The 17,326-nt window shown below is 66.2% G+C and carries 15 protein-coding genes; 12 read left to right on the top strand and 3 right to left on the bottom strand.

Going from position 1 to position 17,326, the window contains the following annotated elements; translation table 11 throughout:
* Window positions 1-25: 25 nt before the first annotated feature.
* A complete protein-coding gene (locus QRN07_RS11450; RefSeq protein ID WP_056601452.1) occupies window positions 26-997 on the top strand; it encodes an aldo/keto reductase in 972 nt (323 codons plus the stop codon).
* The gene (locus QRN07_RS11455; RefSeq protein WP_285241074.1) at window positions 991-2,037 is read left to right on the top strand and encodes an SDR family oxidoreductase; all 1,047 of its coding nucleotides are present in this window, start codon (window positions 991-993) and stop codon (window positions 2,035-2,037) included. Before QRN07_RS11450 ends, QRN07_RS11455 begins: the two co-directional genes overlap by 7 nt.
* A 107-nt stretch (window positions 2,038-2,144) precedes the next feature.
* On the opposite strand, the gene QRN07_RS11460 is transcribed toward QRN07_RS11455, so the two are convergent.
* A complete protein-coding gene (locus QRN07_RS11460) occupies window positions 2,145-3,848 on the bottom strand; it encodes a glycoside hydrolase family 53 protein (RefSeq protein ID WP_285241075.1) in 1,704 nt (567 codons plus the stop codon).
* A 64-nt stretch (window positions 3,849-3,912) separates the two neighbouring features.
* Entirely contained in the window at window positions 3,913-5,952 is a 2,040-nt protein-coding gene (locus QRN07_RS11465) for a beta-galactosidase (protein ID WP_285241076.1), read from the bottom strand.
* A 194-nt stretch (window positions 5,953-6,146) separates the two neighbouring features.
* Here QRN07_RS11465 and QRN07_RS11470 point away from each other — a divergent pair, with 194 nt between their 5' ends.
* The 9 genes from QRN07_RS11470 (at window position 6,147) to QRN07_RS11510 (ending at window position 15,646) form a co-directional block, all read left to right on the top strand.
* The gene (locus QRN07_RS11470; RefSeq protein WP_285241077.1) at window positions 6,147-7,469 is read left to right on the top strand and encodes an ABC transporter substrate-binding protein; all 1,323 of its coding nucleotides are present in this window, start codon (window positions 6,147-6,149) and stop codon (window positions 7,467-7,469) included.
* A 70-nt stretch (window positions 7,470-7,539) separates the two neighbouring features.
* Complete coding sequence (locus QRN07_RS11475; RefSeq protein ID WP_235504796.1) at window positions 7,540-8,514, top strand: carbohydrate ABC transporter permease; 975 nt, start codon at window positions 7,540-7,542, stop codon at window positions 8,512-8,514.
* A gap of 2 nt (window positions 8,515-8,516) precedes the next feature.
* Window positions 8,517-9,368, top strand: coding sequence for a carbohydrate ABC transporter permease (locus tag QRN07_RS11480; RefSeq protein WP_432245471.1), 852 nt, complete (start codon window positions 8,517-8,519; stop codon window positions 9,366-9,368).
* 19 nt (window positions 9,369-9,387) lie between these two features.
* The gene (locus tag QRN07_RS11485; protein ID WP_082484572.1) at window positions 9,388-10,404 is read left to right on the top strand and encodes a LacI family DNA-binding transcriptional regulator; all 1,017 of its coding nucleotides are present in this window, start codon (window positions 9,388-9,390) and stop codon (window positions 10,402-10,404) included.
* A 102-nt stretch (window positions 10,405-10,506) separates the two neighbouring features.
* Window positions 10,507-11,103, top strand: coding sequence for a DUF1349 domain-containing protein (locus QRN07_RS11490; RefSeq protein WP_285241078.1), 597 nt, complete (start codon window positions 10,507-10,509; stop codon window positions 11,101-11,103).
* 157 nt (window positions 11,104-11,260) lie between these two features.
* Window positions 11,261-13,813, top strand: a complete 2,553-nt coding sequence (locus tag QRN07_RS11495; protein ID WP_285241079.1) for a rhamnogalacturonan lyase — start codon at window positions 11,261-11,263, stop codon at window positions 13,811-13,813.
* A 24-nt stretch (window positions 13,814-13,837) separates the two neighbouring features.
* Window positions 13,838-14,671 (top strand): aldo/keto reductase, encoded by an 834-nt coding sequence (locus tag QRN07_RS11500; protein ID WP_285241080.1) that lies wholly within the window; start codon window positions 13,838-13,840, stop codon window positions 14,669-14,671.
* Window positions 14,672-14,805: 134 nt separating this feature from the next.
* Complete coding sequence (locus QRN07_RS11505; protein ID WP_056601470.1) at window positions 14,806-15,072, top strand: GlsB/YeaQ/YmgE family stress response membrane protein; 267 nt, start codon at window positions 14,806-14,808, stop codon at window positions 15,070-15,072.
* A gap of 115 nt (window positions 15,073-15,187) precedes the next feature.
* Entirely contained in the window at window positions 15,188-15,646 is a 459-nt protein-coding gene (locus QRN07_RS11510; protein ID WP_050684257.1) for a hypothetical protein, read from the top strand.
* Between the two features lie 102 nt (window positions 15,647-15,748).
* On the opposite strand, the gene QRN07_RS11515 is transcribed toward QRN07_RS11510, so the two are convergent.
* Window positions 15,749-16,261 carry a GNAT family N-acetyltransferase gene (locus tag QRN07_RS11515; protein WP_285241081.1) on the bottom strand — a complete coding sequence of 171 codons (513 nt, stop codon included), beginning with the start codon at window positions 16,259-16,261 and terminating at the stop codon, window positions 15,749-15,751.
* Window positions 16,262-16,341: 80 nt separating this feature from the next.
* Here QRN07_RS11515 and QRN07_RS11520 point away from each other — a divergent pair, with 80 nt between their 5' ends.
* The gene (locus QRN07_RS11520) at window positions 16,342-17,322 is read left to right on the top strand and encodes an NAD(P)-dependent alcohol dehydrogenase (RefSeq protein ID WP_285241082.1); all 981 of its coding nucleotides are present in this window, start codon (window positions 16,342-16,344) and stop codon (window positions 17,320-17,322) included.
* Window positions 17,323-17,326: the final 4 nt, after the last annotated feature.

The following is a 17,326-nucleotide window of genomic DNA, read 5'->3' on the forward strand; positions in this document are numbered from 1 at the left end:
AGCTCCCAACCAAAGGATTCCCGCCATGCAGTACACGCATCTGGGCCGCTCCGGCCTGAAAGTCTCCCGCCTCTGCCTGGGGACAATGAACTTCGGCCCGCAGACCGAAGAAGCCGACGCGCACGCCATCATGGACTCTGCGAAGTCGCAGGGCATCAACTTCTTCGACACCGCCAACGTCTACGGCGGCGAAGGCCACCGCGGCTGGACCGAGGAAATCATTGGCCGCTGGTTCGCCAAGGGAGAGGGCCGCCGCGAGCAGACAGTCCTGGCCACCAAGCTCTACGGCACCATGACGGACCGGCCCAACGAGTCCAAACTTTCCGCACTGAACATCCGCCGGGCCCTCGATGCCAGCCTCAAGCGCCTGCAGACGGACTACATCGACGTCTACCAGTTCCACCATATCGACCGGAACACCCCTTGGGACGAGATCTGGCAGGCCATCGAGGTGGCCGTCCAACAGGGCAAGATCCTCTATTCGGGCAGCAGCAACTTCGCCGGCTGGCACCTCGCGCAGGCGCAGGAAGCCGCCCGGCGCAGGAACTACACCGGACTGGTGAGCGAGCAGTCCATCTACAACCTGTTCCGCCGCGAGGTGGAGCTCGAGGTCATTCCAGCAGCCCAGCAGTACGGGCTGGGTCTGATCCCCTGGTCGCCCCTGCAGGGTGGCCTGCTGGGCGGGGTTCTGAAAAAGCAGGAGCAGGGCGTCCGCCGGGCAGAAGGCCGGGCCCTGGAAACCCTGAAGAAGCACCAGGACCAGATCCGGCAGTACGAGGATTTCGCCGATGAGCTGGGCCACGAACCCGGCGACGTTGCCCTGGCCTGGCTGCTCCACCAGCCCGCGGTCACGGCACCCATCGTGGGACCCCGGACCCAGGACCAGCTCGACGCCGGCATCCGGGCCTTGGACGTCACGCTCGACGCCGATGCCCTCAAGCGCCTCGACGACATTTTCCCGGGGCACAAGACGGCGCCGGAGGACTACGCATGGTGAGTCCACTCGCGCCGGAAGCAGCCACCGTTGCGCCCCGGAGCATCCTCCTTGTGGGCGGCACCGGGGTTATCAGCGCGGCGGCCACCGAGCGCGCGGCGGCGCTGGGTCACCGGGTCACCGTCCTCAACCGCGGACAGTCCGCAGCGCGGCCGGTGCCGGACGGCGTTGAGGTACTGCACGCGGACATCCGCAACCGGGCTTCGGTCCGGGAAGCGCTGGGCACCCGCAGGTTCGACGCCGTCGCGGACTTCATCTCGTACACCCCGGACCAGGCGGCCGCGGCCGTGGACCTGTTCGCCGGCAGGACCGGCCAGTATGTGTTCATCAGCTCGGCCTCGGCCTACCAGAAGCCGCCTACCCGGCTGCCCATCCTGGAGTCCACCCCGCTGAAGAACCCGTTCTGGCAGTACTCCCGGGACAAGATCGCCTGTGAGGAAGTACTTTTCGCTGCGTACCGCGAGCGCGACTTCCCGGTGACAGTGGTGCGGCCCTCGCACACCTACGACCGCACCAAGATCGCCATGGTGGGCGGCTGGACGGATATCCACCGGATGCGCGCCGGACTCCCCGTCATGGTCCACGGCGACGGCACCTCCCTGTGGACGCTCACGCACAGCAAGGATTTTGCCAAGGCCTTTGTGGGCCTGCTGGGCCGGCCACAGGCAGTGGGTGAGAGCTACACCATCACCTCGGACGAATACCTGCCGTGGAACCAGATCTACCGGTTGTTCGCGCGCGCTGCCGGGGTGGCCGAGCCGGAGCTGGTCCATGTGGCTTCGGAAACCATCGCCGCCGCCAGCCCGGAGCTGGGACCCAACCTGCTGGGCGACAGGTCCCATTCGGTGGTATTCGACAACACCAAGATCAAGGCACTGGTGCCGGACTACACGGCCACCATCCCGTTCGCCGACGGCGCCCGGGAGATCGTGGCGTGGTTCGACGCCAACCCGGCCTCGCAGGTCCTGAACCAGGACTATATGGACCTCACCGACCGGCTGACAACCTGGGCCCGCAGCGGGCAGCGACCAGCCGGGGGTTAATACCCATGCCCGGTGTGCAACGGAAGCACTTCATGGGCGCCCGACGGCGGCAGGCAGCTGCCGCCGTCGGGCGTTCCGGAGGCCGGCGAAACCCCAGCCTGGTTGACCTACCGGAGCGGGCCGGTGCCACCGGCGTCGGGTCCGAATTCCGCCAGTGCCGGCAGCGCCTTGCCGGCGTAGTCGAAGACAGCCTGGTTTTCCCACGCGTTGCCGGAAGTGGGATCGGCGGGATCCCAGCCGTTGCCCGGGACGGATGTCCAGGCCGGTTCCCAGTACACGGCGCCCAGCCCACGGCCACCCGGCGCTGAGGCCACCACATCCTGCACGGCCCGGAAATTGGCGGCCTGGCCGGCAGGTGTGGCCGGGTATCCCTTGACCAGCTGCGACGCCTTGGCCACCACGTTTTCCCACGGAGCGTTCGGGTTGTCCTCAAGCGTGAACGGGTACGAGGTTTCCACCACCAGGACGTCCTTGTTGTACCGCCCGGACAGGGTGCTGACTGCTTCCTGCAGATCGGCAAGGGTGCCGTGCCAGAACCCGTAGTAGGACAGACCCACAATATCGAAGGCCACCCCGCGAGCGGTCACTTCGTCGAACCACCAGGTCAGGCCACCAATGCCGTTATTGATATTGGTCAGGTGCAGCACAGTTTTGGTACTCGGGCTGACCTCGGTGACGGCGCGGGTACCGGCCTTGAGGAACATCGCCAGGTTGTCCCACTGCGCGCCCGTCACGTTATCGCTGGCGTCCACATCCCAGGTTTGACCGTGCGGCCACAGCATCCCTGGGTTGATCTCGTTGCCGATCTGCGCGGCGTACGGTGTGACCCCGGCTGCCCTGATGGCTTCCATCACGTCTTTTGTATGCGCGTATAGCGCAGCCGCCATGTCCGTGGCGGGCAAGTCCGTCCACGCCGCGGGCGTGCCTTGCGCCCCCGGGTCGGTCCATCGGTCCGAGTAGTGGAAATCCACCAGGACCCGTATGCCCTGCGCCTGGGCCCGTTTGGCCATGGCCGCCACCTGCTGCTTGCGGTTGTATCCGTCGGCAGGGTCAACCCAGACCTTGAGCCGGACCAGGTTGGTGCCTGCATCGGCGAAGGCCCGCACCGGGTCCACCCGCTGGCCGGCGGCCGTGAAATAGGCCGCCCCGTGGTCCTCGTTCTTGGGCACCCCGGACAGATCGGCCCCGCGGATGGTCCGCTCCACCTTGCCCTCAGTGAAGCTCACATTGTCGATGCTGGCCCAGGCGCCCGCCCCTGCGGTGCTGACGGAAACAGTGCACTTGCCGGCCACGTTGGCGCTGACCGCAAAGCTCAGCCACTGGTCATCCGTCTCCGTAGAAGGCAGCACGGTGGCGCCGCCGGTCCCGCAGCCCGTAAGGACCAGGCTGGACGAGTTCACGGGCCCACCGGACTTAATGGCTGCACGGAACGTCCACCAGCCCTCCTTGAGCCCGGTAATGGTCTGGGATGTAGTGACCGTTTCCGCCGACTCCAGCCACTGCGTCAGCCTGTTGGCTGAATCCGCGCCGCCCGCTTCCACCTTGGCGGCGCCCGCGGCTCCTGCCGTGGTCCAGCCGGACAGGCCGGATTCAAAACCAGGGTTGGCCACGGCGGCCGGGCCGCGGCCGGTGCTGCTGCCTGGGTTGTTGCCGCGGCCCGGGTTGTTGCCTTGGTCCGGGCTCCCGCCGGGGCCGGCAATTGCCGGCGCTGCCCCCAGCAGCACGCCGGCCAGTGCCAGGGCCGTGATGGCGGCCAACGTCCGGCCGGGTGGCCGTTTACGGGTACTGCAGATGCTGCGGGGGTGTTTCACGGGGCGTCCTCCTTGACGTGGAAACCGGCCGGGACCTGCTGGTCCCGGCCGGTGGTCTGTGGTGCTAGCTGGTTCCTTCGGGGGCCCGGATCACGCGGACGGTGCCGGCAGGCACGTGGGCCGTACCGCTGACCTGCTCCCCGGAGAACATGTCCAGACCGGCTGCCGGATAGTCGGCGTCGTTCTCCGCATGGTTGATCAGGAACGTGAAGCGGTCCTCCCCGTTGCTGCGGGCCATCACCTCAAGCCCTGCCGGGTGCGTGGGCGCGGCAGGTACGCCGGCCCCGGTCACCGCGGCCATCACGACGGCGGCCAGGTCGCCGCCGTCGAGGTTGGTGGAGACGTACCAGGCGGTGCCGGCACCGAAGCTGTTGCGGGTGATGGCCGGGCCGGTGGCGGCAGGACCGTCCTGGTACCGTGCCACCACGCTGGCCGTGGTGGGGTGGATTTCCTCGGACCAGATGGTGCCCGCGCCCATGCCGTTGCTCAGCTCAACGGCCTGGTGTTCGCGCAGCGGCAGGAATTCGTGGATTTCCAGGCCCAGGAGGTCGCGGAGGGGCCCGGGGGAGGCGCCGGGCGGGACCGTGTCGGTGGCGTCCACGATGCCGGAGAAGTAGGACACCATGAGGTGCCCGCCGCCGGAAACGTAGCGGCCCAGGTTGGCCGCAGCGGCATCGCCCACCAGGTACAGGGCTGGCGCCAGGACCAGGTCGTAGCCGGAAAGGTCGGCTTCCGGGTGCGCGAAGTCCACGGCCACGCCCCGGTTCCAGAGCACCGAATAATAGGCCTCGATCCGTTCCCGGTGGTCCAGTTCGCTGCTGGGCCGCCATTCGAGGTCCTGGGCCCAGAAGGATTCCACATCCCACAGGATGGCCACCCGGGCGTTGACGGTGGAGCCCTTGACGGGGCTGAGCTTGCGCAGGTCATCCCCGAGGTCCAGGACTTCGCGCCAGATCCGGGAACCGGTGCCGGCGTGCGGCAGCATGGCGGAGTGGAACTTTTCGGCCCCGTAGCGGGAGGCCCGGAACTGGAAGAACATAACGGCGTCCGCGCCGCGGGCCACGTGGGAAAGGCTGTTGCGGGCCAGTTCTCCAGGGCGCTTGGCGATGTTGCGGCCCTGCCAGTTCACGGCGCTGGTGGAGTGTTCCATCAGCATCCACGGCTTATTGCCCGCCAGTGACCGGGTGAGGTCGGCGTCCATGGCCAGCAGGATGTGGTTGTCGGTGCGCTGTGCCACCAGGTAATGGTCGTTGGCAACAATGTCCACTTCCTTGCTCCAGGCCCAGTAGTCCGGGGAGAGGCAGTTGGTGGCCATGAAGTTGGTGGTGACAGGGGTGTTGGGGGCGTGACGGCGGATGATGTCGCGCTCGGCGGTGAAGCACTCCAGCATGGCGTTCGAGGTGAACCGGGCGAAGTCCAGCCGCTGGCCCTGGTTGCTGACGCTGGCGGAGAGCCTGGGGGCGTCGATTTCGTCCCAGGCACCGTACTTCTGGCCCCAGAACAGGGTGCCCCAGGCGCTGTTCAGCGCGTCGAGGGTGCCGTAACGGGCCTCCAGCCAGGTGCGGAAGGCGGCCACGGAGGCGTCGTCGTACGAATCGCTGACGGGGGCGCCGTATTCGTTGTGCACGTGCCACAGGACCACGCCCGGGTGGGACCCGTAGCGCCGGGCCAGCTGTTCGGTGATGTTGGCGGCGGCCCGGCGGTAGTCCGGGGAGCTGGGGCTGGCCATCCCGCGGGAGCCGTTGCCCAGGGTGATTCCGTCGCGGGTGACGGGATGGGCCTGCGGGTACTTTTTCCAGAACCAGGCCGGCGGAGCGGCCGTGGGGGTGCCCAGGTCGATGCTGATGCCGGCATCGGTCAGCAGGTCCACCAGGTGGTCCAGCCACTCAAAATCGTATTCGCCTTCACGCGGTTCCAGCAGTACCCAGGAGAAGATCCCCACGCTGACCAGGTTGATCCCGGCTTCCTGCATCAGGGCGATGTCCTCGACCCACACCTCGCGGGGCCATTGCTCGGGGTTGTAGTCCCCGCCATAGCAAAGGCCTGCGGGGCGCTGGACCCACGGCGCCGGTGCGGGGGCGGGGGCCTGCAGGACGTCTGTCATCGAGTGATCTCCTTAGAACTGTGTGCGCTCCCAGTAATATCACAAGCTATTTGACTGTGCCTACAGGACGGTTCTTATTGACATTGGTCACATTGATGTGGATTACTGGAACCGCTCACAGTCATACGGCTTCGGTTGGATGAGCGGTGAAAATCAGCCAGAGACACATTCAGCTTTTCGACAAGGAGGACGGAATGCGCAGGTCATTTCGTGCAGGCGCCGTGGCAATGATTGCCGCCGCAGCACTGCTCACTGCAGGTTGTTCCACAGGATCAGGCACCGGCTCGGCGGAGCAGAACACCGACCCCAACCAGAAGGTCGAACTGACCTACTGGGCCTGGGCCCCCAACCTGGACAAGGTGGTGGACCTCTGGAACGAGAAAAACCCCAACATCCACGTCACCGTCAACAAGCAGGACGGCGGTGACCCGGCCATCACCAAGCTGCTGACCGCCGTCAACGCCGGCTCCGGCGCGCCGGACCTGATCCAGGCCGAATACCAGAAGATCCCCACCCTGGTGGCCGCCGATGCGCTGGTTGACCTCGCTGACACCGAGGCCAAAGAGACCAAGGACAACTTCCCCGAAGGCGTGTGGAACTCCGTGACCCTGGGCGGCGAGGCCCTCTACGCCGTCCCCCAGGACACCGGCCCCATGGCGTTCTACTACCGCGCCGACATCTTTGAAGGCCTCGGCCTGGCCGTGCCCACCACCTGGGATGAATACGCCGTGGCAGCCAAAACCATCCACGACGCAGATCCCGAAGCCTACCTGGGGACGTTCTCCTCCAACGACGCCGGCTGGTTCACCGGCATGGCCCAGCAGGCCGGCGCATCCTGGTGGGGCATCGACGGTGACGCCTGGAGCGTCAAGATCGCCGAAGAGCCCACCGAAAAAGTCGCCGGCTACTGGGGCGGCCTCGTGGAGCAGGGCACCATCGACAACAAGCCCATGTACACCCCCGAGTGGAACGCCGCACTGAACAGCGGCAAGCAGGTGGGCTGGCTGAGCGCGGCCTGGGCCCCGGGCGTACTCGCCGGCAACGCCGGCGCCACGGCCGGCAAGTGGAAAGTGGCCCCCATGCCGCAGTGGGATGCCGCGAAGCCGGCCACCGGCAACTGGGGCGGCTCTTCCACCGCCGTCACCACCCAATCCAAGAACGTGGCCGCAGCCGCGAGGTTCGCCACGTGGCTGAACACCTCCCCCGAAGCCGTTGACGCCCTGGTCAAGGTGTCCAACATCTACCCGGCGGACACCGAAGGGGCCAAGACGGCGCTGACCGCTGCTCCGGAGTTCTTCAGCAACCAGCCTGACTTCTACGACGTGATCGGCAAGGCCGCCCAGAACGTGGGCTCCTTCAACTACGGCCCCAATGTGAATGTCGCTTTCAACGCCTACAACGACCAGTTCGCCAAGGCCGCGCAGGCCAAATCCCGGAGCGCCTTCCTCGAGGCCGTGGACAGCATGCAGCAGGTCACCGTCGAGGACCTGAAGAAGACCGGCTTCACGGTCAAGTAACCCCACCGGCCGGGAGGACGCAGCAGCGTCCTCCCGGCTTACTGGCCCCAACAACCCAAGGAAGTGCATCATGGCGGCAACAGCGACCATGCCAGGAAGTGCGGAAAAAACCGCGGCCCCCGGGCGGCCCCGGCAGGCGAAGAACTTCAAACAGCGGGTCCTGACCCCCTACGCGATGCTGGCACCGGGCATTGTCCTGTTCCTGCTGTTCATGGCAGCACCCATCATCTACACGCTGGTCCTGAGCTTCCAGCAGAAAAAGGTCAGCGGCCTGGGCCTCGGCAAGGGCGCGCAGAGCACGGTGTTTGCCGGGTTCGACAACTACGTCCGGTCCCTGACGGACCCCGAGTTCGGGGCCAGCGTGCTGCGCGTGCTGACCTACGGGGCCATCCTGATCCCGCTGATGCTCGGCTTCGCCCTGCTTTTCGCGCTGCTCCTGGATTCCCGGCGGACCCGGGCCGGCAGCTTCTCGCGGACCGCCATCTTCCTGCCGTACGCCGTCCCGGCCGTGATCAGCTCGCTCCTGTGGGGCTTCCTGTACCTGCCCGGCGTCAGCCCCTTCCACTTCGTGGCGGACAAACTGGGCATCGCGCTGCCGTCACTGCTGAACCCGGACCTGATCATCTTCGCCATCGCCAACATTGCCCTGTGGGGCGGCGTGGGCTTCAACATGATCGTTATGTACACGTCCCTGAAGGCAGTGCCGCAGGAGATCTACGAGGCCGCCAAGCTGGACGGTGCGTCGGAGATCCAGACCGCGCTGCGCATCAAGATCCCCATCATTGCCCCGTCCGTGGTGATGACGGCGCTGTTCTCCATGATTGCCACGCTGCAGGTCTTCGCCGAACCCACCACGCTCCGGCCGCTGGCCAACAGCCTCTCCACCAGCTGGTCCCCGCTGATGCTGGTGTACCGCGACGCCTTCACCCGCAATGACGTGTACTCCGCCGCCGCCACCAGCATCGTCATAGCCCTTGCCACCTTTGCCATATCCTTCCTCTTCCTGCGCGTCGTGCAGAAGCGGGCCTTCGGACAGGAGAACTGACCGTGTCCACCCCCACGGAAATCCGCGAGAAGCCGAGTTACCTTTCCACCGGCATCCTGATCATCGGCGCGCTCTACTGCCTCTTCCCCGTGATCTGGGTAGTGGCCGCCGCCACCAAGGGCAGCGACGAACTGTTCTCCACCTTCACGTTCACCCCCAGCGTGCACCTCTGGAGCAACATCGTGGAGCTGACCGCCTACCGCGACGGCGTATTCTGGCGCTGGATGCTCAACACGGCCCTCTACGCCGGTGTGGGCGCCCTCCTCTCCACCTGGGTTTCGGCGCTGTCCGGCTACGTTCTGGCCAAATACGATTTCCCCGGAAAGAACGGTGTTTTCAAGGTCCTGCTGATGGGCGTCCTGGTGCCCGGCGTGATCCTCGCGATCCCGCAGTACCTCATGCTGGCCCAGCTGGGACTGACCAACACCTACTGGTCCGTCCTGCTGCCGCAGATCATCAGCCCCTACGGCATCTACCTGGCTCGGATCTACGCCGCCGCCTCGGTGCCCGGTGACGTGATCGAGGCAGCCAGGACCGAAGGCGCCAAGGAGATGTACATCTTCAACCGGATCGCCCTGCCCATGATGCTGCCCGGCCTGGTGACCATCTTCCTCTTCCAGTTCGTGGCCATCTGGAACAACTTCATGCTGCCGTACATCATGCTGGGCGACGACACGCTCTTCCCGCTGACAGTGGGCCTGAACGGGCTGCTGAACCAGGGCGCCACCGCCCCGGCGCTCTACACCCTGGTGCTGGCCGGTGCGCTGCTGTCCATCATTCCGCTGGTGATCATGTTCCTGTTCCTGCAGCGCTACTGGCGCGTTGACCTCGCTGCTGGCGCCGTGAAGGCCTAGGGCTGGATAGGCTCTGACAATGAACCAACCGCAGGGCCGGCCCAGGCCCAAGATCGACGACGTCGCCAGGGAAGCCGGAGTGTCCCGCGGGACGGTCTCGCGGGTACTCAACGGCGGGCACTGGGTCAGCCCGCCGGCCCTGGCCGCCGTCAACGCCGCCATCAAAAAAACCGGGTACCGGGTTAACCCGCATGCCCGGAACCTGGCCACCAACAAGGCCAACTCGGTGGCGTTCCTGCTGACCGAAACGCATGACAGGCTGTTCGAGGATCCCAATTTTGCCGTCCTGATGCGCGGCGCCGCGGATGCCCTGGCCGAACATGACATCCCGCTGGTCCTGATCATGGCCGGCACGGACGACGAACAGCGCCGGGCCACCGACTTCCTTACCGCGGGCCATGTGGATGGGGTCCTGCTGGTGTCCTCACACGGCAGCAGGAAAGGCATCATCGCGGATATCATCGCCGCCGGCGTCCCCGCCATTGCCTGCGGCGTTCCCCTGGGGTTCGAAAAGAAGATGGGCTACGTGGCGGCCGACGACTACGAAGGAGCCCTTGACCTCCTCCGGTACCTGCGCGACGGCGGCCGGCAGCGGATTGCCACCATCACCGGGCCGCAGGACACCTCCGGCGGCATCCGGCGCCTGGAGGCCTACCGCGCCCACCAGGGGGAACACTTTGATGCCGCCCTGGTGGCGAACGGCGACTACAGCCGCGAAAGCGGCGCCAAGGCAATGCGGGAACTCCTGGCACGGGTGCCGGACGTGGACGCCGTTTTTGCCGCAAACGACCTGATGGCGCTGGGCGCCCTGGACGTACTGCACGACGCCGGCCGGCGCACGCCCGAGGACGTGGCAGTGGTGGGGTTTGACGACATCGCCGCCGCGGCGGGCGCCACCCCCCCACTCACCACGGTCCGTCAGCCCTTCGAACGGATCAGCGGGGAAATGGTCCGGCTGCTCCTGGACGTGATTGCCGGCAAAAACCACGCCGCCATCACCATTCCCACCGAAATGGTGGTCCGGGAGTCCGCCTAGGATCGAGGTCTCCGCAACACCTGGTACCAACCGCCGGGAGATCCTCAGCTTTTTCCAGTGCGTCCTGACGCCTTCGCTGCGCACCAAAAAGGAGTTGCCACAATGACTGATATTGCCTGGACCGAGGGGACCTGGACAACCAAACCGGCCCGCGTGGAGTTTGCCGGGGACGGCATGCGGGTGACCGCCGCCGAGAAAAGTGATGCGTGGCGCATCACTTCCTATGGATTCATCCACAACACCGAACACGCCCTCCTTGCGCCCTTTGAGCAGGAGACGGCCGTGGAGGTCTCCTTTCATCTCGATTTTTCAGCCCAGTTTGACCAGGCCGGGATCTTTGTCCGTGTCAATGAGGCAACGTGGATCAAGGCCGGTATCGAGTGGAGCGATGGTGAGGAGAGCCTCGGCGCGGTTGTGACGCGGGGAGCATCGGACTGGTCGCTGTCTCCGGTGCCTGGCTGGGAAGGCCGGCATGTCACTGTCCGGGCCAGCAGGTCCGGAGATGCTCTGACTGTCAGGGCCCGGGTGGACGACGAGCCGTGGCGCCTGGTGCGGGTGGCACCGCTTGAGACGGATGCTGTCGTCACCGCGGGCCCGTTCTGCTGCGCCCCTTCGCGCGATGACCTCACCGTGCATTTCACGTCCTGGCGAACGGCTGCCGTGGACGTCAGCCTGCACCCCGAAGCGGGAGCACGGTAGGAAACCCTCCGACGTCATGTGTCGCCTGGGACCCCGGGCTTCTACAACGTTTTACATACCTCATCGGAGGACCTGCGGCAAGGGTTGCATTGTGCCCGCAGGCCCCTTAGGTTACTGGGGAAGCGTTTTCCCATTTCCGGATTGAAAGGATTCACTGATGAATCCGATAAGGACACCCGCGCGCCTCCTCTCCGTCGGCGCACTCGGCGCCGCACTGACCCTTGGCTGCCTGGCAGCCCCGGCGTCCGCCGTCGGGCCCTCCACCGCAACGGGAAATCCCGGCATCCAACTGGACCAGCTGGACCGCGGCCTGGTGGCCGCGGGCACCTCCGAAGGTGTGTTCCTGAGCTGGCGGCTCCTGGGCCCCGAAGCCACGGGCTCGTCAGAAACCGGCCTGACCGGCGCCGACTTCAACGTCTACCGGGATGGCACCAGGCTCGCCACCGTCACGGACAGCACCAACTACCTCGACCCCAGCGGAACCTCCGGTGCGGCCTATACGGTGCGGGCCGTCGTCGGCGGCGTGGAAGTGGACGCCAGCGCCCCCGCCACCGCTTGGAACAGCAATTTCGTCGACATTCCCCTGAAAAAGCCGGCCGACGGCGTCACCCCCGCGGGGCAGGCCTACACCTACTCGGCAAATGACGCCTCGGTGGGCGACGTGGACGGTGACGGGCAGTACGAATTCATCGTCAAATGGGACCCGAACAACTCAAAGGACGTCTCCCAGGTGGGCTACACCGGGAACACCTACGTGGACACCTACAAGGCGGACGGCACCCTCCTGCACCGGATCGACCTGGGCGTGAACATCCGCTCCGGCGCCCATTACACCCAGCTGCTGGTCAACGACTTCGACGGCGACGGCCGCGCCGAACTTATGATGAAAACAGCTCCCGGCACCAAAAGCACCAACTTCAACGCGGACGGCAGCGTGGCCGCGGAATCCTTCATCACCCTACTGGCCGGGGACCTGGCCGCCGGCCACACCAATGCTGACGACTACCGCATGAGCGCGGCCGACTACTACCGGCACATGGTGGCCACGTTCCAGGGCTGGACCGCTCATCCCGAGGTCAAGTCCGGCCGCTGGCCCGCCACCCTGGAGGAAGCCTTCGGGATCCCGGCGCGGTACCAGTACCCGCTCTCGGAAGCCGACGCCGCGTCGCTGACCAACTACTTCATGGACGTCTACGCGCCGGCCCGCAGCGCCCGGAACAACCTCCGCGCCTTCGAGGGCTTCATCGTTTCGGGCCCCGAGTACCTCACGGTGTTCGAAGGTGCCACGGGCAAGGAACTCAAAACGGTTGCCTACGAGCCGGGACGGCACGACGACGGCCTGATGTGGGGCGATTACGCCATGGCCCGCATTGAGCCGGGCAACCGCGTGGACAGGTTCCTGGCCGGCGTCGCCTACCTGGACGGCAAAAAGCCAGCTGCCGTGTTTGCCCGCGGCTACTACACGCGCACCACAGTTGCGGCGTATACGTGGGACGGCCGGAACCTGGCCCCCGTCTGGGACGTCGACTCGGGCTGGACACCCATGACCAACCCGTTCAACGATTCCCCGCACGGCCGCGACGGCACCGACCCTGTGTACGGCAAACTCACCACACAGGGGTTCCACTCACTCAGCGCCGCCGATGTGGACGGCGACGGCCGGCAGGAGATTGTCTACGGTTCCGCCACGCTCGACGACGACGGGTCGCTGCTGTACAGCTCGTCCGGCATCCTGCCGCCCGGCAGCGCCGCTCCCGGCCAGGAGGCGCGGCTGGGGCACGGCGACGCCATGCATGTGGCCGACATCGATCCTGCCCGGCCCGGCAAGGAGATCTTCACCGTCCACGAAGGGGCCACCTACGCCCCCTTCGGCTACGCCATGCGGGACGCCGCCACCGGGCAGGTCCTGTTCGGGGACTACTCGGGCAAGGACACCGGCCGCGGCATGATCGGCGACGTGGACCCGTCGGTTCCGGGCATCGAAAACTGGGCCATCGGGATGCAGTCGGCCGCCGGCGAAAAAATTTCCGCCACCACGCCGGGGACCAACATGAGCATCCGCTGGGCCGCGGACATGACCACCCAGCTGATCAACGGCTCGGGTGACCAGACCCCCACGATTGATGACTGGAAGCGGGGCCGGCTGCTCACCGCCACGGACACGCGCACCAACAACGGCACCAAGGGCACCCCCAGCCTGGTGGCGGACGTGGTGGGCGACTGGCGCGAGGAAATGCTGGTCCGGACCGCAGACAGCTCCGCCCTGCGGATGTACATGAGCACCGAGGTCACCAACCACAAGCTGTACACCCTGATGCACGACCCGCAGTACCGCGCAGAGGTAGCGCGGCAAAACACCACTTACAACCAGCCGTCCTACACGGACTTCTACCTGGCCTCGGACATGGACTTTGCCGGCGTTCCCCTGCGGGCCGCCTGGCTGCCCGGCAGCGTGAAGGCCCTGCAGCATGTCCTGGAAGACCTGGTGGAATCGGGCGACGTCGGCGGGCCGGTAGCCAGCCAGCTTACCGCCACCGTCCAGCAGGCCGGCCGCTCCGTTGCCGACGGCGACCCCGCCAAGGCCGCCAAGACACTGCAGCGGTTCGTTAAGTTCCTGGCCCAGCAGAAGGGGCCGGACCAGGTGTCCCCTGCCGCCCGGGTGGCGCTGCAGTACAACGCCGACAACATCCTCCGGGCCTTCCGGGACTGACGGGATCCGGGAGAGACTGTTGCCATGACACTTGCACCGCTGATTCCCTTGAACGACGGACACGCCATCCCCCAACTGGGGCTGGGTACCTGGCCGCTGGATGACCAACAGGCGGCCGTTGCCGTGGCCAAGGCCCTGGACGCCGGATACCGGCACATCGACACGGCAGTGAAATACGGCAACGAGCGGGGCGTGGGTCAAGGCATCCGCGCGGCGGGGCTGGACCGTGGCGACCTTTTCATCACCACCAAGCTGGACGGCGAATTCCAGGGGGACGGCAAGGCCGCTGCAGGACTGGCAGGCTCCCTGGAACGCCTTGGCCTGGACTACGTCGATCTGCTCCTGATCCACTGGCCGCTCCCGGGCCGGAACGAGTTTGTGTCCACCTGGAAGACCTTCCAGGAACTCCAGGCAGCCGGGAAGGTCCGCTCCATCGGGGTATCCAACTTCAAGCCCGCCCACCTGGAACGGCTGCTGGCTGAGACGGATGTGGTGCCGGCCGTCAACCAGATCCAGCTGAGCCCTGCCATCACGCGTACCGCCGAGCAGGAATTCCACCACCGGCACGGCATCATCACAGAGTCCTACAGCCCGCTGGGCGGCTCCAGCGGAAGCCTGCGGGGCGCTCCAATCCTGGCGCATCTGGGCGAAAAATACGGGAAGACGCCCAGCCAGCTGGTGCTTCGCTGGCATGTCCAGCGCGGGCTGGTTGCCGTGCCCAAAACCGGCGATCCGGACCGGATGCAGGAGAACCTGGACGTGTTCGATTTCGCGTTGGACCCGCAGGATCTGGCAGACTTGTCCACTCTTGATGAAGGCCCGGCTGCGGGCAACGATTCAGACACCACGGGGCACTGAGCGCACCCCGTCCCGGCCACCTGTTTTCTTTCCGGGGTTGGCAAAATGATAGTAAGCATGATTACTATTGAGGGAGAAGGACGAAGTGCTTCCGGAATCCGGAAGCCTCCTTTACTTAGGAAGAGGAACAAAAAATGGGTTTCATTGGCTTTTTGATTCTTGGACTTATCGCCGGCGCCATCGCCAAGGCGATCCTCCCGGGCAAGCAGGGCGGCGGCTGGCTGATCACACTTCTGCTGGGCGTTGTTGGCGCACTACTGGGCGGCTGGATCGGCGGCATGATCTTCGGTACGGGCCTGCAGGAGTTCTTCTCGCTGCAGACCTGGCTGCTGGCTATCGCCGGTTCGCTGATCGTCCTGCTGGTTTACGGCATGGTCACCAAGCGCGGCGTGCGCAGCTAACACGGCGCACACGCCAGGAAACCGGTCTGGGGAAATCCTTCCCCAGGCCGGTTTCGGCTATCCGGCCCTCCCGGCCGATCAAAACGAAAACCTTCTCACGGAGCAGGAGTTCACCATGAAAAACAAACTTCTTTTGGGCGTAGGCATCGCCGCCGGGTACGTACTCGGCTCACGGTCAGGACGCGCAGCCTATGACAAGCTCAAGGCACGCGCTGCAGCCGTCTGGGACAGCAAACCCGTTCAGGACAAAGTCGCCGTGGCCACGGAGGCAGTCAAGGACAAGGCACCCGGGATGGTGGACCAGCTCGGAGAAGCTGCCCGCCGGGCCGGCACCGTCATAGGCTCCGCCATGCATAAGGACGGTGCTGCGGATTCCGGGACCCCGGCCGCAACAGCAGGTGCTGCGGGCGGTAGCATCCCCGCCCACAGCACGCACCCGGAAACGGTCAACCTGGGCACCTCGGACGTCGACTCCGACCCCGCGCTGAACGACAGCACCGGGCAGGACTGGTCGGATGAAGGCGGCGCAACCCCGGCGGGAGCGGCCACCAACGTTGACCCGAGGCGCGACTGAGCGCACTGTCCCGCTGAACGTTTTACCAGCAGGGTTTTGGGTTACAAATGAACATTCTTGCTGGCCGGCGCGATCCTTGGGGGACGCGTCGGCCAGCTGCATTTAAAGCAGCCGAACCTGGCCGTGGCGTTCCATGCACAGCAACCTTCCGCGGCCATCCCAGGACTCCACAACCCGGAAGCCGCGCGATGCGTAGAGTTTGATGGCCGCCTCACGCCAGTCCCAGACGGATAAGCGGACCACACCGGGGCCCGCTGCCACGACGGTATCCAGCAGCGCCCCGCCCACGCCCCGGCCGCGGGCAGCGGGATCGGCCCAGAGCCGTTTGATCTCCAGGAACGGGCCAACGCGGTTGAGGATGGCGACGCCCACGGGTTCGCCGTCGATTTCCGCGAGGTACACCGCTGCGCCGGCGTAGGCTGCGGCGGGATCCCGGAGTTCCGGCCCATACGCCGCCGGCAGTCCGTGCGCGGGATGGGCAATTCCGCCCAAATGCCGGGCTTTCTCCCGTTCCGTCTGGCCCAGGTAATCCCCTACCAACCGCCTCACCGCAGCCGCGTCCGGGCCATCCAGGCGGGCCCTGCGAACAGTGGGGGGCTGGAGTCCTGCGGGCATCCAGTTATTTTCGCACGCGGGGCCGGGCGATGCTGGACAAGGCATTCCGTTAGGGACAGGGTTTCCATAACAGAGGAGAAATGCCCATGAAGGCTGTGCTGCAGGATACCTATGGAACATCCGCCGTCCTTCGGGTGGACGACGTCGGCAAGCCCTCACCCGGTCCCGGGGACGTCATGATCGAGGTCGAGGCGGCGTCCATCCACATCGGTGACTGGCACGTGATGACCGGCCTTCCGCTGCTGGCCCGGCTGGCCCTCGGATTCCGGGTCCCCCGGGACAGGGTGCGCGGAATGGACGTTGCCGGGCGGATCGTCGGGACGGGTTCCGCCGTCACCGGGCACATGGTGGGGGATGCGGTGTTTGGCGTCGCCAAGGGGGCTTTCGCCGAGTTCGCGGTGGCACCTGCGGGATCGGTTGTCCGGACCCCGTCCAATGCCACAGCCAACCAGGCGGCGGCCATCCCCACGTCGGCGGCCACGGCACTGCACGCCGTCCGTGACGCCGGTGGCCTGCAGCCCGGCCAACGGGTCCTGGTCCTCGGCGCGGCCGGCGGCGTGGGGATCTTCGCCGTGCAGATCGCCAAAGCGCTGGGCGGCCACGTCACCGGCGTGTGCAGCGGGCCAAAACTGGACCTGGTCCGGTCCCTCGGGGCGGACAGCGTCCTGGACTACCAGCGCGAGGACTTCACCACGATGGAACAGCGCTACGACCTGATCATCGACATGGGCGGCCGCCGGCCGGTGAAACAGCTGCGACGCGCGCTGAGGCCAGCAGGAACCATCGTGATTGTCGGCGGGGAAGGTGGCGGCAGAATCCTGGGCGGGTTCGGGCGTTCACTGCTGGCCCCGTTCGCAGGCCTGTTCTCGCAGCAGAAAATCAGGGGTTTGATCTCCGTGACCAAGGAGGCGGACCTGCTCCAGTTGCGGACCATGGTGGAGATGGGCACGCTCCGGCCGGTCATCGACTCGACGTACCCGCTGGCCCGCACCGCGGAGGGAATGCGCCGCGTGGAGGAACACCTGGCGATCGGCAAGGTGGTGATTACCGTCCCGGCCTGAACCA

The sequence above is a fragment of the Pseudarthrobacter sp. MEB009 genome (assembly GCF_030208875.1).
In the GTDB taxonomy this organism is placed as follows: Bacteria; Actinomycetota; Actinomycetes; order Actinomycetales; family Micrococcaceae; genus Arthrobacter.

What these genes read in the sequence shown, in the direction of transcription:
- QRN07_RS11450 (WP_056601452.1), top strand. Translation starts at nt 26, where the DNA reads ATGCAGTACACGCATCTGGGCCGCTCCGGCCTGAAAGTCTCCCGCCTC.
- QRN07_RS11455 (WP_285241074.1), top strand. Translation starts at nt 991, where the DNA reads ATGGTGAGTCCACTCGCGCCGGAAGCAGCCACCGTTGCGCCCCGGAGC.
- QRN07_RS11465 (WP_285241076.1), bottom strand. Translation starts at nt 5,952, where the DNA reads ATGACAGACGTCCTGCAGGCCCCCGCCCCCGCACCGGCGCCGTGGGTC.
- QRN07_RS11470 (WP_285241077.1), top strand. Translation starts at nt 6,147, where the DNA reads ATGCGCAGGTCATTTCGTGCAGGCGCCGTGGCAATGATTGCCGCCGCA.
- QRN07_RS11475 (WP_235504796.1), top strand. Translation starts at nt 7,540, where the DNA reads ATGGCGGCAACAGCGACCATGCCAGGAAGTGCGGAAAAAACCGCGGCC.
- QRN07_RS11485 (WP_082484572.1), top strand. Translation starts at nt 9,388, where the DNA reads ATGAACCAACCGCAGGGCCGGCCCAGGCCCAAGATCGACGACGTCGCC.
- QRN07_RS11490 (WP_285241078.1), top strand. Translation starts at nt 10,507, where the DNA reads ATGACTGATATTGCCTGGACCGAGGGGACCTGGACAACCAAACCGGCC.
- QRN07_RS11495 (WP_285241079.1), top strand. Translation starts at nt 11,261, where the DNA reads ATGAATCCGATAAGGACACCCGCGCGCCTCCTCTCCGTCGGCGCACTC.
- QRN07_RS11500 (WP_285241080.1), top strand. Translation starts at nt 13,838, where the DNA reads ATGACACTTGCACCGCTGATTCCCTTGAACGACGGACACGCCATCCCC.
- QRN07_RS11505 (WP_056601470.1), top strand. Translation starts at nt 14,806, where the DNA reads ATGGGTTTCATTGGCTTTTTGATTCTTGGACTTATCGCCGGCGCCATC.
- QRN07_RS11510 (WP_050684257.1), top strand. Translation starts at nt 15,188, where the DNA reads ATGAAAAACAAACTTCTTTTGGGCGTAGGCATCGCCGCCGGGTACGTA.
- QRN07_RS11515 (WP_285241081.1), bottom strand. Translation starts at nt 16,261, where the DNA reads ATGCCCGCAGGACTCCAGCCCCCCACTGTTCGCAGGGCCCGCCTGGAT.
- QRN07_RS11520 (WP_285241082.1), top strand. Translation starts at nt 16,342, where the DNA reads ATGCCCATGAAGGCTGTGCTGCAGGATACCTATGGAACATCCGCCGTC.